Below are 14,732 nucleotides of genomic sequence, written 5' to 3' on the forward strand. Positions count from 1 at the left end.
CAAAGGTAGTAATGAATGGCTAGAAAATTCATCAAACGGTTCATGCCCGATCACGAAAAGATTCGTCATCACAAAGGCTTGAAGATATTTGGGACGTTATTACACGATGCCAACCTATGGCACCTGAATCGACGTTCTGCGTCTGGTGCGTTCGCTGTTGGCTTGTTTTACGCATTTGTGCCGGTGCCCTTTCAAATGTTACTGGCAGCAGCAACCGCTATTCCATTGCGGGTCAATTTGCCGTTAGCCGTTGGTCTGGTTTGGGTATCTAACCCCATCACCATGCCGCCATTATTTTACCTGTGCTACTTGGTCGGTAGTGCGGTTTTACAACAACCCCCTTCACACTTTCAGTTCGAGCTGTCATGGGCGTGGTTAGGTGAAAGTATCAGCACGATTGGTCCAGCATTTTTACTTGGCTGCGCCATATTCGGTACGGTGTCTAGTTTAGTGGGGTATTTCGGCATTCGCTGGCTTTGGCGTTATTCCGTCGTGCGAGCGTGGCGAAAACGCCACAACTCAACACGCATTTAACGCACTAGCCTTTTTCATGCAATGCCTGAGCCGGTGCGACTTTGGCTGCACGCTGCGCAGGGTAAATGGTGGCGAGCAAACTCATCAATAAAGCGACAACGGCGACCAATAGACTGTCTTGCCATTGCCAACGCGACGGGATTTCACTGACGAAATAGACATCGTCTGATAATACATGGAAGCCCCAAAGTTGTTCAGCCCACTGCAGCAGTACTGGTAATGATAGTGCCAGAATAGCACCAGCAACGATGCCAATAGCCGTTCCCCAACAACCGTTTAACAATCCTTGCAGCATGAACACTCTGCGCACTTGGCGGTCTTTTAAGCCCATGGTTTTTAAAATCGCAATCGAGGCGCGTTTCTCTTGCACCGTCATCACGAGGGTTGAGACGATGTTGAAGCAGGCCACCGCCATCACCAAAATGAGCACCAGATAAATCACACTACGCACCAACTGAATATCCCGATAGAGGTGCCCCTGTGTTTGCATCCAATGTTTTATGTAGACAAATTCTGGTAGCGTGTTTCCCACCCGACGCGCAATACTCGGCGCGGCGAAAACATCGGTCACTGCCAGTTGAATACGGCTCACTTGCTGCCCTAGGCCGGCCAACTGCTGTGCCGTTGCCAAACTCACATAACCCTGTTGGTGATCTATTTGGCCGCCGAAGCGAAAGATTCCTGCAACGGTTAAGTGCTGCCGTTGTGGCGCTTTAAACGCCTGTTGACCTTGCTTTGCAACCATTAGCGTGAGGGTGTCGCCGGCTTGCAAATTCAGGCTCTCTGCTAATCCTGCACCAACAATGATGCTGTTCGGCAGTTGTTGGAAACGTTGCCATGTATCAGCATCGACATAATCACTCAAGCCCATTACCGCGTTGGCGCGTTGTGGATCCAAGCCCTGAATCTGCATACCGTAAAACTGTTGCTGTTGCTGCGCCATTGCCGTCATTTCGATGCTTGGCATCGCCGCAGTCACTTGTGGATCCTGTTCAGCCACAGCAACCAAACTCTGCCAATCATCTAACTGGCCATCGACCGCCTCAAAACTGACCTGCGGCACCAACCGCAGTAACCGATGCTGAAGCACATCGCCAAAGCCATTCATCATCGATAAGGCAGTGATAAGCACCGCGCAGCCAAGTGCAATACCGCCAATCGACGAGGACGAAATGAATGATAGATAACCGGAGCGCGTTCGGCTTTTGCGAAATCGCCGCGCTAAGCTGAACAATACACTCACGCCATTTCTCCAGCGCGATCTTCGACTAACTGTCCATGCTGTAAACGAATCACACGCTGGAGTCGTTGCGCCAACGAATTATCGTGAGTCACAACCACAAATGCTGTCCCCATCGCTTGGTTCATATCCAACATTAATTGATAAACGGTTGCCGCGGTATCATCATCGAGGTTACCCGTCGGTTCATCCGCTAAAATAATTTCAGGACGATTAACAAATGCACGGGCAATAGCCACTCGCTGGCGCTCTCCGCCAGACAACTCTGAAGGACGGTGCTGTGCGCGATGCGGCAAACCGACCTGCTCTAACAGTTCAATTGCTCGTTGTTCTGCTTGTTTGGGTGCGTCTCCAGCAATAAGCGCAGGCATCGCGACGTTTTCTAGCGCAGTAAACTCAGGTAATAAATGGTGGAATTGGTAAATAAACCCTAATTTTTTATTACGCCAATCAGCAAGAGTGTCGTTACTCCACTGTTCTATGGCGTCACCTTGGTAACTCACATGACCAGCAGAAGCGCGGTCTAAACCACCCAGTAAGTGCAGTAGCGTACTTTTTCCTGAGCCCGAACTACCAACGATTGCCGTCATACTCTGCGCCGCAATCTCTAACGACACATCGCGCAATACCTGGACTTCACCAGAACCATCGCGGTAACGTTTGGCTAGCTTATCGCAAGCCAATAAAACTTTAGTCATAACGTAATGCCTCTGCTGGCTGAATGTGAGCCGCTCGACTGGCCGGATACCAAGTCGCTAGTAGGGTTAATAACAGTGCCGAGACAACAATAACGGCCACTTGCTGGGGTTGAATAATAATCGGTAATCCTTGCTCGGTACCGGGCAATAGATGAATCCCCAGCAATTGCATCAGGTCATTTAAATACAGACTCAACAACACCCCTAAAATTAATCCTAACAAGGTGCCGACGACACCATTAATGGTGCCGAGCAACAGGAACATCCGTTGGATCCTGCGCTGATTCATGCCCATGGTCTGCAGCACTGCGATATCGTGGCGCTTATCGCCGACGACCATCATCATCGCAGAAATACTGTTGAAAGCCGCTACTGCAATGATCAGCCCAAGCATTAACCACATCATCCGCTTTTCCATGCCAACGGCTGCAAAAAGTTCACCATATTCGCTCCGCCAATCACTGACCTTAAGCGTGGTGTGCGGTGCCAACTGTTTGGCCAGTTGTGGCGCATCGAAGGCGTCGTTAAGGAACCATTGCACGCCAGAGACATGGCCTGCCGGAAGCCGCAGTAAACGTGCTGCATCGGTAATGTTGGTCAGAACTAAGTGTTCATCGACTTGCGAACCTAACGCAAAAATTCCCGCAACGGTGAATTGGCGCTGTGCTGGCATCAAACCAAATGGGGTATAGATTCCGCCAGCGGCAGCAATCAAGCGAATTTTTTGCCCCACCTGAACCCCTAACTGCATCGCTAATGCTTGGCCAATAATTAACTGGTATTCACCGGCTTCGAGGCTTTCCCATTGGCCGCGAATTAAGCTGTCAGTTAACGCAGGGCCTGCGCCACCGTGCCTTTGATCAATGCCCTGAATCATCACCGCTTGCAGTTTGCCTTGGTGTTGAATCACACCTTGGCTGCGCACGTAAGGCAGCGGTTGTGCCAGTGCTCTAAGCGGTGGCAACGTCGCAACCTGCTGTTGCCAGTCAGCCAGGCCTTGCTGGGGATCGGGATTAGATACACTCAAATGCGGAACGGCACCGAGAATACGCGACTTTAACTGCCCCTCAAAACCGTTCATTACGGAAATTACCACAATTAATGCCATCACCCCCAAAGCAATGCCGAACAACGAAAAACGTTGAATAAAGGTGGTGAATGTCGCACCGTGTTTGGAGCGGCTACTGCGCGCGGCAATAAATAGCGTTGCAGGTCTGAACATCATAATTAGGTTTATTACCGGCACTGGTTGCGAAATATTAAAGAGCAAGGATAATGAGTTGAGCAACGGCTGACAACAATAAGGACAAAACAATGACCGACTCTGCGGCTATCGACACCTCAGCTATTGGTGAATACTTCACTATCGCCCAGCCTTTTCCGGTTAACCTGATTACCGTTGCTAATGATGCGCTGCCGAGCGAAGAAGCATTTGCCGAGGAAATTCCGGAACTGTTTGTGATGACGTCGCAGTTAGCGCAGGCCGAAGCCAATAGCGCGCCGAGCCATTTTGACGACCCCAAACTGCGCCAGGTACTAGCGTTAATTAACACCCAAAACCAGCGCCTGAACATCATGCTCGGCTACTTACTTCGCCATGAAGATGATGCCAGCCAGCGCTTTGATGGCGTTGCCTATAGCGGCGGTGGCTTTCGCATCCTCAGTAAGCAGTCGTTTAAGCTGGGGCAAATTTGCCGCGGTAAACTGTTTTTCCGAGCCGAGCAATTGGCGATATATTGCTACGCCGAAGTAATTGCCGCTGAGCCAGCGGACGCAGGCCAACAGCAACTAACCTTCGCGTTTCGGCGCTTGCGTGAAGAAGACTTAGAGTTATTGGTGCGGGCCACACTGCATGAGCAATCTCGGCAGCTAAAACAGCGCGCAGAACAACGCCGCCACGATCAAGAAAACCCAGAGTAACCGCCCTTTTCGCGAAAAATTCGTTATAATGCCCGCCTCCGTTTTTAGCAGTGACATAGGTGTAGGCAGGCATGGCAGAAAGTTCGGTATTTAAACCACCGTTACCGCGCAGTGCGACGCAAGATGTAACTTGGGAAAACCTTGCAGGAAGTAGCGTCGCTTTGGCATTGGCCAATGTATTAAAGCAGCAGCAACGGCGCTGCCTTATCGTGACTCAAGATGCCAACCAAGCCGCCCGTCTAGAACAAGAGCTGCTCGATTTCTGTGCCGATGACGCCGAATTGGCGCGTGATATTCATGTGTTGCCGGACTGGGAAACCCTGCCGTACGATACCTTCTCACCGCATCAAGATATTGTCTCTGAGCGTCTGCAGTTACTGGCCAAGCTCCCACATACGTCACGTGGCGCACTGATTGTATCGCTGAACACCTTGATGCACCGATTGGCGCCTACCGCCTACGTTAGCGCCCAAAGTTTACACCTGCGTTGTGGCCAGAAGCTGGACATTACCGCGTTACGTGAGCAATTAGAACATGCCGGTTATCGCCACGTAAATCAGGTGATGGAACACGGCGAATTCACCGCTCGTGGTTCACTGTTAGATTTATTCCCGATGGGCAGCCAGCAGCCGTATCGTATCGATTTCTTTGACGATGAAATCGACACCATTCGGCCATTTGACCCCGATACCCAGCGCTCACTTGAACAGCAACAGCAAATCGCCTTATTGCCGGCTCACGAGTTTCCAACACATCAAGCCGCGATAGAGCAATTTCGCGCACGCTACCGTGAACTGTTCGACGCTAACACGGCAAGGGAATCGATTTATCAACAAGTCAGCAAAGGCGAGTTACCGGGCGGCATTGAATATTATCTGCCGTTATTTTTTGAGCAAACAGCCACCTTATTCGACTACCTCCCAGAAGATGCTCTACTAGTCACATTAGGCAATATTCAAGGCAGCTTCGAGCAGTTGTGGCGAGACATAAGCCAACGCTACGAACTGCGTCGCTACGACAGCTTGCGACCGCTATTACCGCCGCAGCAACTGTACATCCCTGCCGAGGTAATGCACAGCCAATTTAAGCGCTATCGGCGAATCCGCTGCTGGGTTACGGAACAACAAGCTAAACCGGGAGAAAAGGTCTTTGCCACCAGTCCCATCAGCGGCATTGCCGCTGATCACCAGCACAAGCAACCGTTCAAAAAGTTTCAGCAGTTCCTACAACAAGCGGAGCAACAACAACAGCGAGTTTTGCTTACCGTCGAAAGTCCGGGACGTCGCGAGGCCATGCGCGAGGTGCTCGGACGCATTGGCTTTATCGCTGAGAACGTTGACACCGTAGCTGCATTTTTTAACGCCGATATGCCGTTAGCAATGACCGTTAGCCGTGTGGTCAATTCGTTCTCGCTGCCAAAACAAAAACTGCATGTGATAACCGAAACGGAGTTACTCGGTAATCGCGTTTCTCAGCAACGACGGCGGAAACAGACGCAAACGGTTAGTAACGAAACGCTTATTCGCAATTTAGCCGAGCTCCAAATCGGTCAGCCGGTGGTGCATATTGAGCATGGCGTGGGTCGTTACCAAGGCTTACAAACGTTATCCGCGGGCGGCATTGATACCGAATATGTGACGATCAGTTACGCTGGTGACGCCAAGTTATATGTTCCGGTAGCATCATTACATGTGCTGAGTCGTTACAGTGGTGGCGAACAAGAACATGCGCCATTGCATAAATTGGGCAATGACAGTTGGGAAAAGGCCAAACGCAAAGCGGCGGAAAAAGTTCGCGACGTTGCCGCCGAACTGTTAGATGTTTATGCCCAACGCGAAGCCAAGCCCGGCTACCCGTTCAAACTCGATAACGATGAGTATCAGCGCTTTGCAGCAAGCTTTCCGTTCGAGGAAACCGACGATCAGCAACAAGCCATTAATGCCGTGTTAGAGGATATGCAAGCCGCACGGGCGATGGATCGCTTAGTCTGCGGTGATGTTGGCTTTGGCAAAACTGAAGTGGCAATGCGCGCCGCCTTTGTCGCCGTTAACGACAATAAGCAAGTGGTAGTGCTGGTGCCAACCACACTGCTAGCTCAACAGCACTACGAGAATTTCCGTGACCGTTTTGCCAACGCCCCCGTGAATGTTGAAGTGCTGTCGCGCTTCCGCACCAGTAAACAAACGCAACAGGTTTTAGAGGGCTTAAAAGACGGCACCGTCGATATCGTTATCGGTACCCACAAACTGTTGCAAAAAGACATTGTGCTAAAAAATTTAGGTTTGTTGATTGTCGACGAAGAGCACCGTTTTGGGGTAAGACAAAAAGAAGCGATCAAGCGTTTGCGCGCCAGCGTGGATATTTTAACGCTCACCGCCACGCCAATACCGCGTACCTTGAACATGGCGATGAACAATATTCGGGATTTATCGATTATTGCGACGCCACCGGCAAAGCGTTTGGCAGTAAAAACCTTCGTCCGCGAGTACGACGATGCCACAGTACGCGAGGCTATTTTACGAGAAATACTGCGTGGCGGTCAGGTGTACTTTTTACACAACAACGTTGAAACCATCAACAAAACGGCGCAAGACATTGAGCGGCTAGTGCCGGAAGCGCGCGTCGCTATTGCTCACGGACAAATGCCTGAGCGTGAGCTAGAGCGAATCATGAGCGACTTTTATCACCGCCGTTTTAATGTGCTAGTTTGTACCACGATTATCGAGACAGGGATTGATGTTCCTTCGGCAAATACCATCATCATGGATCGTGCCGACCATCTGGGATTGGCACAGATGCACCAACTTCGCGGTCGGGTCGGACGCTCACATCACCAAGCCTATGCTTACATGTTAACGCCTCACCCAAAACGCATGACCAAAGATGCGGCGAAGCGACTGGAAGCGATTTCACAATTAGAGGATTTAGGCGCTGGCTTTATGTTAGCCACTCACGATCTAGAGATCCGCGGTGCCGGCGAACTGCTAGGCGATGAACAAAGCGGTCAAATTGAATCCATTGGCTTCAGTTTGTATATGGAGATGCTTGAGCAAGCGGTTGCGGCATTGAAATCTGGACGTCAGCCGAGCTTAGATAACTTGCTGCAAAGCCAGACTGAAGTGGAATTGCGGATTCCTGCCCTGTTACCTGAGAACTATATAAACGATGTTAACTTGCGCTTGAGTCTGTACAAGCGTATTGCCAACTGTGAAACCCCACAGCAACTAGAAGATATCCATGTAGAAATGATTGATCGTTTCGGTCTACTCCCAGATGCCGCGAAAAACCTGTTAAAAATTGCTGAAATTCGCCAACGTGCGCAGCAATTAGGGCTTACGAAAGTCGAATTGGGACCGCAAGGAGGAGCCTTTGAGTTTGCAGAACGGACTAAAATTGAACCTCAGCAATTGATTCAACTCATACAGAATGAGCCGCAGCGATTTAAACTCGACGGTCCCAATCGTTTACGGATCGTTGACAAGATCGAAGATACTCAAGCGCGGATAAAACTGATAGAGTCGTTATTAGAAGATTTTACTACCACCGCGGCATAACGCGTTGAGCAAAGGGAACAGAATGAACGCAAAGCACACCTTGCGCAATTGGATCAAGGTTATCGGATTCACGAGCTTAGTCCTCGGCCCGTTAACGGCAACGGCAAATAGCGATGATTGGCGTTGGTTTGAAGTCGAAGTGTTAGTGTTTAAACAAAACCCTAACGTTGACGTTGAAGAACGCTTTCCGCTGACCGTTACTGATATTCCCACCAAGTATAGCCGCGATCTTCTTTCTGCATTCTACCTTAATGACTACAGCGCGATAAAAAGTGGTTTACCGATTTGTTCTGAGCCGCCGTGGCAACAATTAGACGTCGCGTGCCGTTTCGAAGATGAAAATGCATTGTTAACGATTCCCGGTAACCCCTTTGCGCCACCCAATCTGTTGGATAGCATGCAGAGCACGCCGGTTGTCATCGATGGACCTGGCGGCGATATTAATATGGCGCAGCAACCCTTTCTACTACCAAAATCCGCGTTACAACTTACCGAGTTACGGCAAAATTTGCAGCGCTCATATAACGCAAAGCCATTGCTGCACGTAGCTTGGCGACAACCAGTTTTTAGTCGTAATGTCGGTAGGAAAATCCGCCTATTTGCCGGTAAGCAGTATACGCAGTCGTATCGCTATCGCGGCTTACCCAAGGTCAGTTCGACCTTAGCCAACAATAAACCGGTGATTGTTGACCCCATTCAGCACCGCGTTGAACAAGTTGAGCAATTACTCAGCAAACTCAAACTACATCCACAAGCCTTCAAACAACTGCCAGAGGGTGAAGAACAACAAGCGCAAGCCGATAACGTCAGTGCCGAGTTGTTGCCCGATCGGGTGTGGGAGTTTGATGGCCTCATTCATGTGTTTTTAGTCGGTAATTATTTGCATATCGATACCGACTTCAACCTGCGCGAACCGGTCCACACTGACCAAGCTGCAGTGACCCTGCAACAACAGGCAGAGCAGTTGTTGAACGAGGACAATCAACAGCAGTCGTTTTTACGCGCGTACCACTTTAACCAGTTACGGCGAGTGATAAGCCACGAAACCCATTATTTCGATCACCCCAAACTTGGAGTTGTCGTACAAATTCGTCGCACAGACCTATCCGCGCGCCGTTAAGCCCATCACTTGGAGGTAAAGCGACAATGCAAAAATACGAAGAGCTATTGCTTGCCCTGAGAAAGGTTATACGAGCCATCGACCTGTATTCCAAACAGCTCAATAAGTATGCTGGGCTGACAGGCCCTCAGTTATTGATCATGCGCGAGATTTCCGCTGCCGAAGGCATTACTGCAAGTGCCGTAGCGCAACACATCACGCTCAGCCCCGCCACCGTCAGTAACATTATCGAACGGCTCGAACACCGTGAGCTGATTCATCGTCACCGAAGCGATAAGGATAAACGACGCGTTGCGTTGTATCTGACAGAACAGGGGCAAATGCTTCTTGAGAACGCTCCACAACCTCTGCAGGAACACTTTATTGAAAAGTTTTGTGCATTGGACGATTGGGAGCAGTCTCAATTGCTGTCCTCGATGCAACGTATTGCCAATATGATGGATGCCGAACGCTTGGATGCAGCGCCAGTATTGGAAGTCGGCTCTTACCAAACTCGCAGCAAAAATTAACGGCCAGAATTTACCCTTTTGTAATCTTTTTCCACAGCACGGGTCTATTACTATAAACCTGTCTGTAAAAGGAAAAAGCTATGACTGTTATGCGTTGTTTAACTGCGGTCGTAACCCTAAGTTTAGCCGCTCTTGTCGCGCCGCAAGCGGCAGCAAAAGACCAACAACAAGCCGTTGCCACCTTCGCCGGAGGATGTTTCTGGTGTGTTGAAGAAGGCTTCGAAGAGCTTGATGGTGTTAGCGAAGTCATTTCTGGCTACGCCGGCGGCACAGTGCCAAACCCCAGCTATGAATTAGTCTCATCGGGTACGACCAAGTATCAAGAGTCAGTTCAGGTGCATTATGACCCACAAATTGTCAGCTATGCCGCACTAGTGCAGAAGCTGTTTCGGTTAATCAATCCGACTGACAACCAAGGCCAATTTGTTGACCGCGGCGCACAATACCGACCCTCTATTTTTTACCACAATGCCGAACAACAACAGATTGCCGAGACCATAAAAGCGGCGATGGCAAAATCTGGACGTTACGACCAGCCACTGACGCTAGAAATAAAGCCCTTTACCACCTTTTATCCAGCAGAGGATTATCACCAGAATTATTACAGCAAGAATCCCGTTCGCTATAACCTGTATACCTTTAATTCCGGCCGTTGGGACTACATAGACGAAGTCTGGGGCGAAGATCAAGACGTTGACTACCAGCAATTTACCAATGAAAACCCATTAGGAAACAGTGCGCCAAGTAGCGGCGCAGCAGATAGCGACTTGCAAGGCAACACGTACACCAAACCTAGCGATAAAAAGATCCGCGAAATGCTGACGCCGTTGCAGTACGAAGTCACCCAAGAAGGTGAAACCGAGCGCGCTTTCAATAACCCCTACTGGGATAATGAAAAGCCAGGTATTTATGTCGACATAGTAACCGGCGAACCGCTGTTTTCTTCAGCCGATAAATACCACTCAGGCACAGGCTGGCCAAGCTTCACCCGCCCTATCAGCGCAAATGCGGTTGTCGAGCGTGAAGACAGCTCATGGTTCGTGACCCGTACCGAGATTCGCAGCCGCATTGGTGATTCCCACCTAGGCCACGTATTCAAAGACGGCCCTCAACCAACCGGGTTACGCTATTGCATGAACTCAGCGGCAATGAAGTTCATACCTCTCGCGCAAATGAAAGCTAAAGGCTACGGCGAGTATATCGACCAAGTAAAACAATCCCAATAGCCCCCTACCGCGCCGTCGAAGAACAGCGCTAGGCTGCCAGTTCTTTACTGCGGCCGGAGGCTTGGGTTCGCGGCAGGCTTGGGATTGGTTGTTCTCTACCACGGCGATTTAGCTTGGGCGCGTCGGCATCGTGAGGGGCTGGAGGGCGCTTGGTGTGTAGGCGCTCAGAGGGTCATTGCACGGCACCCCGCCGGTTCACGAAGCTGGGGAAAAAGCCGCTCGAGCTCATCCATGAGGCGCTTAGTCTCCGGCCGTCCATGGCCGGAGATACTTTTTCCCCAGCTTCGCGCCCCAACGTTGTGCATTAAATATGGGAGAAGTCGCGCCTACACCCCAAGCTTAGGGCTACGGAGAAGCGATGCCGAAGCAACACCGAGCGCGCCGTGGCAGAGAACAACCAACCCCAAGCAGGCTGCCTGAAGCTGGTGGATAACGGCTAATAGATAAAGGCTGGTACTTCTTTACTGCGGCTTTCCGCGATGGAGGACGGCATCGCTTCTCCGCACCTATTTGGCTCGGGGTGTGGGCGCGTTTTCCTCGATATTGATTGGCGTGTCGTTGGGGCGCGGGGGCTCCGGTAAAAAGCATCTCTGGCCAGGGAGGGCCAGAGACTGAGCGGCCATGGATGGCTCGAGCGTCTTTTTACCGGAGACACCGTGAACCGGCGGGACGCTGAGCACTCACCACCCCAGCGCCCACACCCCGAGCTTTCCCCAACCCTGACGATGCCGCGAGCCCAAGCCTAGGGCCGCAGTAAAGAATTGACAGGCACATAAAGGCCCGCTGTTAGGCATGCCAGCCGAGTTCGTCGGCGCGTTTTTGGGCATCTGCGGGGACGTCTGTGGCAACAAAGTGGTGATGCAGTATTTGTACGCCTAATAGGTGGTTGATCACGGCATCAAGCTGCACTCGTTCTTCTGCTGGCGTTTGTTCATCGTTATGTCGCGCGAAGGTTGCAGTAACTTCGTCGTAATCCAATAATCCGGCTTGCTCGACGGCTTCTTTGCTAAGGAATTGGTCGGCGAGTTTTTCGACGGCTTTCCATTTTTCCGGATCGGTATGCGCTGGCGGTGCCATAAAGGCGAATTTTTCGCGTTTATAAAGGGTTTCTGGCAACAAGCCTTTCATTGCTTCGCGGAGCACGTACTTTTCTTTGTTACCCTTTATCCGCAGGTGTGGCGGCACTTTAAAGGCATACTCGGCGAGGTGGTGGTCGAGGAATGCTGGACGAGCTTCCATCGAGTTTGCCATGTCCACTCGGTCACCGCCCCAGGTTAAAATTTGACCTTCTAACATGGTCTTAATCCAAACATATTGCGCTCGATCTAACGGATGGCGATCGCGCAGCATGGTATCATCTAGGGTATCGGCTATGGCGGCACTGGGGTCATAATCAGCGACTTTATCCCGCATACCTTGTGCCATCAGCTTTTCGGCTATTGGTGAACAGGATAACCAGGGTTGCACGCAACTGGGGGTGAAACCCATTTTCTGATTAAAGGCCTCACTGACAAACTCTTCGCGTGCCAACATCGCGCCCTTAAACAAAGCATTATTCTTCTCTAACAGCTCTTGCCACTCTAAACGTTCGACTTCTGGCAAATGGTCTAAGCCATGCAAGAACATATCCTTACGAAACGCCGGATAACCGGCAAACAATTCGTCTGAACCTTCGCCTGTCATTACCACTTTGTAGCCGGCCTGATTCACTTGTTGGCTCATCAGATATTTAGCCACACCCAGGGTATTGTATATGGTGCGTTCGGTATGCCAGAGCGTCTTCACAAAGTGGTCATAGAGGTCATTCGCTTTCAGCCGCATGATGTGATGGTCGGCTTGGGTGGCTTCTGCCATCTCTACCGCGATAGGCGTTTCATCGTAATCATCAGAGTCAAAGCCGATGGTAAAGGCTTTCACTGAAGTTTGCGTAGACGCTGCGGCTAAGCCAAGAATGGAGCACGAATCTATACCACCAGACAAGTAGCAACCGACTGGCACATCAGCCGTCATGCGGTGTTGCACGGCTTCCAACAGTTGCGCCCTTACCCCTTCAATATAGGCTTGTTCATCCGCTTCATCACCCGCATGCTGATGCTCCAGCGGAAAGTCCACGTCCCAATATTTATGTTCACTGATCTGCAGTTTGCCATTGACACGCTTAAGCTTCACCACATAACCGGGTTGCACTTGTTGCACGCCTTCAAACGCCGTTGAACCAGGAACCATAACCTGAATCAGTTGATGGTAGAGACCTTGTGGAGAAAACTCACGCTTTACCTCTGGGTGTGCAAATAACACTTTCAGCTCAGAACCAAACACCACGCCATTAGCGGTCTCAGTCCAATATAACGGTTTAATACCAAAGCGATCTCGCACTAAATAAAGGCTATCCTCTTTTTCGTCGTATAACGAAAAAGCGAATTCACCGCGCAGCGACTTTAGGGTGGTATCTAACCCATAGCGCTCATATAAGTGCAGTACAATTTCGGAATCACTTTTGGTACGAAAGCGGGCTCCACGGGCAGTCAGGTCAGCTCTAATCCGCTTAAAATCATAGAATTCACCGTTGTGAGCTAACATTAGACGTTGGTCGGCAGACAAAAACGGCTGTCTAGCGCGGTTTTCATCTAAGTCGATAATAGATAAGCGCGCGTGGCTAAAGCCTACGCCTCGAGCATCCTTTATTTGATAGCCAAAACCATCGGGACCTCGATGGTGCATGATGGCCGCCATATTCACTAAGGTTTGCGCATCAATCGCTTGTTCGGACTGATGATGAAAAACTCCAGCAATTCCGCACATCGTTTGCTTTTCCCTCTGTCAAACTACATCAATAACGCGTTCAGCACGCTGAACCATACAAGTGAGTAATGCCATCCTTAAAAATACTGCCCCGCGGGCCTGGCTGAAATACCAATTGTGGTGGGTGTGGTCGAGGTCAGTCGAGAGTTCTTCGCCCCGAGCCAATGGGTGCAAAATAATCGCATCCGATTTCAACGGTGAAGCCGCGGTTAAATGAAAGGCTTTGCCATAGGTATTGAACGAATCGCCTTCCCAAGAAATGGCATTGATATACACCACATCAAGGCTCGGCAGTGTTTTGTCTAAATCGTTACTGGTACTGACGTTTATTCCAGCGCGTTCGAGTTGTTCGCGTTGGTTGTTACCAAACAGTGAATCGGCAACGGCTTCGTCATGAATAATCACCACTTCCGAAACGGCATCGGAAAATTGCACCAAACACTTTAAAAAGCTACGCACGGTGCGCATTTTGTTAGGTACGCCAATAATCCCGATACGAATTTTCTGTTTGTCTTTACTGTCAGTCACCAGATCGGGGCGCCATTTAAAAATGGCGTACATGTCGGCGAGCGCTTGTGTAGGATGCTCATCAACGCCGTTGCCAGCGTTAATAATAGGTATCCGCAAGCAATCCATCATTTCGTGCAAGGAATCTTCATTGTTGTCACGCAACACCACGCAGTCGCCGTAGTTATTGAACATTTCAGCAACATCGGCCAAGCACTCCCCTTTCGCAATACCTGTCGTAGAACGGTCGGTAATCGACATAATATCGCCGCCAAGCCGGTGCCACGCACTTTCAAACGATAACCGAGTACGGGTACTCGGTTCGTAAAAGGCGCTGATCAGAATTTTGCCTTGTAGCGGCGTACTAAAACGGCGCGGATTGGCTTCGTATTTTGCCGCCAACCGGAACAACTGGCGCATACCTTCGCGGGAAAACTGATCCGCCGAGACAATGTGCTGATTGGCAATCTTTAGCAAGTAGTCGCCATCTTCCTGAATAGCCCTTAATAGCGCCTTGGGGTGGGCGTCTCCACACACATCGGGGCGCTCTCGCTCGAACGATACATCCTTTATGTTCATACAGTTACCATAATTTTTTTGTTATCAAATCTTTAATGAACCA

General features: G+C 50.3%; 11 protein-coding genes. 6 read left to right on the forward strand and 5 right to left on the reverse strand.

The genetic code is table 11. The features are described 5' to 3' along the window. The first annotated feature begins 15 nt into the window (after nucleotides 1–15). Nucleotides 16–534 carry a DUF2062 domain-containing protein gene (locus tag CWI84_RS01725; RefSeq protein ID WP_126840845.1) on the forward strand — a complete coding sequence of 173 codons (519 nt, stop codon included), beginning with the start codon at nucleotides 16–18 and terminating at the stop codon, nucleotides 532–534. 4 nt (nucleotides 535–538) lie between these two features. Here CWI84_RS01725 and CWI84_RS01730 read toward each other — a convergent pair whose 3' ends face one another. The 3 genes from CWI84_RS01730 to CWI84_RS01740 are packed head-to-tail and all read right to left on the reverse strand — an operon-like array spanning nucleotide 539 to nucleotide 3,697. After that, nucleotides 539–1,777 carry a lipoprotein-releasing ABC transporter permease subunit gene (locus CWI84_RS01730; RefSeq protein WP_126840846.1) on the reverse strand — a complete coding sequence of 413 codons (1,239 nt, stop codon included), beginning with the start codon at nucleotides 1,775–1,777 and terminating at the stop codon, nucleotides 539–541. Then, nucleotides 1,774–2,472, reverse strand: coding sequence for a lipoprotein-releasing ABC transporter ATP-binding protein LolD (gene lolD / locus CWI84_RS01735; RefSeq protein WP_126840847.1), 699 nt, complete (start codon nucleotides 2,470–2,472; stop codon nucleotides 1,774–1,776). Before lolD ends, CWI84_RS01730 begins: the two co-directional genes overlap by 4 nt. Further along, the gene (locus tag CWI84_RS01740) at nucleotides 2,465–3,697 is read right to left on the reverse strand and encodes a lipoprotein-releasing ABC transporter permease subunit (protein ID WP_241968698.1); all 1,233 of its coding nucleotides are present in this window, start codon (nucleotides 3,695–3,697) and stop codon (nucleotides 2,465–2,467) included. Before CWI84_RS01740 ends, lolD begins: the two co-directional genes overlap by 8 nt. A gap of 89 nt (nucleotides 3,698–3,786) precedes the next feature. Between CWI84_RS01740 and CWI84_RS01745 the strand changes: the two genes are divergently transcribed. From CWI84_RS01745 to msrB, 5 genes are all read left to right on the forward strand, one after another. Next, a complete protein-coding gene (locus CWI84_RS01745) occupies nucleotides 3,787–4,392 on the forward strand; it encodes a PilZ domain-containing protein (protein WP_126840848.1) in 606 nt (201 codons plus the stop codon). Nucleotides 4,393–4,463: 71 nt separating this feature from the next. After that, nucleotides 4,464–7,946 carry a transcription-repair coupling factor gene (mfd, locus tag CWI84_RS01750; protein ID WP_126840849.1) on the forward strand — a complete coding sequence of 1,161 codons (3,483 nt, stop codon included), beginning with the start codon at nucleotides 4,464–4,466 and terminating at the stop codon, nucleotides 7,944–7,946. A gap of 22 nt (nucleotides 7,947–7,968) precedes the next feature. After that, complete coding sequence (locus tag CWI84_RS01755; RefSeq protein WP_126840850.1) at nucleotides 7,969–9,066, forward strand: CsiV family protein; 1,098 nt, start codon at nucleotides 7,969–7,971, stop codon at nucleotides 9,064–9,066. A 26-nt stretch (nucleotides 9,067–9,092) separates the two neighbouring features. Continuing rightward, the gene (locus CWI84_RS01760) at nucleotides 9,093–9,575 is read left to right on the forward strand and encodes a MarR family winged helix-turn-helix transcriptional regulator (protein WP_126840851.1); all 483 of its coding nucleotides are present in this window, start codon (nucleotides 9,093–9,095) and stop codon (nucleotides 9,573–9,575) included. An 80-nt stretch (nucleotides 9,576–9,655) separates the two neighbouring features. Continuing rightward, nucleotides 9,656–10,801 carry a peptide-methionine (R)-S-oxide reductase MsrB gene (gene msrB / locus CWI84_RS01765; protein ID WP_126840852.1) on the forward strand — a complete coding sequence of 382 codons (1,146 nt, stop codon included), beginning with the start codon at nucleotides 9,656–9,658 and terminating at the stop codon, nucleotides 10,799–10,801. 786 nt (nucleotides 10,802–11,587) lie between these two features. Here msrB and asnB read toward each other — a convergent pair. Continuing rightward, nucleotides 11,588–13,603, reverse strand: coding sequence for an asparagine synthase (glutamine-hydrolyzing) (gene asnB / locus CWI84_RS01770; RefSeq protein ID WP_126840853.1), 2,016 nt, complete (start codon nucleotides 13,601–13,603; stop codon nucleotides 11,588–11,590). An 18-nt stretch (nucleotides 13,604–13,621) separates the two neighbouring features. Then, a complete protein-coding gene (locus tag CWI84_RS01775) occupies nucleotides 13,622–14,689 on the reverse strand; it encodes an aspartate/ornithine carbamoyltransferase family protein (RefSeq protein ID WP_126840854.1) in 1,068 nt (355 codons plus the stop codon). Nucleotides 14,690–14,732 lie beyond the last annotated feature (43 nt).

The sequence above is a fragment of the Idiomarina tyrosinivorans genome (genome assembly GCF_003987475.1).
GTDB lineage: Bacteria > Pseudomonadota > Gammaproteobacteria > Enterobacterales > Alteromonadaceae > Idiomarina > Idiomarina tyrosinivorans.

What these genes read in the sequence shown, in the direction of transcription:
- CWI84_RS01725 (WP_126840845.1), top strand. Translation starts at nt 16, where the DNA reads ATGGCTAGAAAATTCATCAAACGGTTCATGCCCGATCACGAAAAGATT.
- lolD (WP_126840847.1), bottom strand. Translation starts at nt 2,472, where the DNA reads ATGACTAAAGTTTTATTGGCTTGCGATAAGCTAGCCAAACGTTACCGC.
- CWI84_RS01740 (WP_241968698.1), bottom strand. Translation starts at nt 3,697, where the DNA reads ATGATGTTCAGACCTGCAACGCTATTTATTGCCGCGCGCAGTAGCCGC.
- CWI84_RS01745 (WP_126840848.1), top strand. Translation starts at nt 3,787, where the DNA reads ATGACCGACTCTGCGGCTATCGACACCTCAGCTATTGGTGAATACTTC.
- mfd (WP_126840849.1), top strand. Translation starts at nt 4,464, where the DNA reads ATGGCAGAAAGTTCGGTATTTAAACCACCGTTACCGCGCAGTGCGACG.
- CWI84_RS01755 (WP_126840850.1), top strand. Translation starts at nt 7,969, where the DNA reads ATGAACGCAAAGCACACCTTGCGCAATTGGATCAAGGTTATCGGATTC.
- CWI84_RS01760 (WP_126840851.1), top strand. Translation starts at nt 9,093, where the DNA reads ATGCAAAAATACGAAGAGCTATTGCTTGCCCTGAGAAAGGTTATACGA.
- msrB (WP_126840852.1), top strand. Translation starts at nt 9,656, where the DNA reads ATGACTGTTATGCGTTGTTTAACTGCGGTCGTAACCCTAAGTTTAGCC.
- asnB (WP_126840853.1), bottom strand. Translation starts at nt 13,603, where the DNA reads ATGTGCGGAATTGCTGGAGTTTTTCATCATCAGTCCGAACAAGCGATT.
- CWI84_RS01775 (WP_126840854.1), bottom strand. Translation starts at nt 14,689, where the DNA reads ATGAACATAAAGGATGTATCGTTCGAGCGAGAGCGCCCCGATGTGTGT.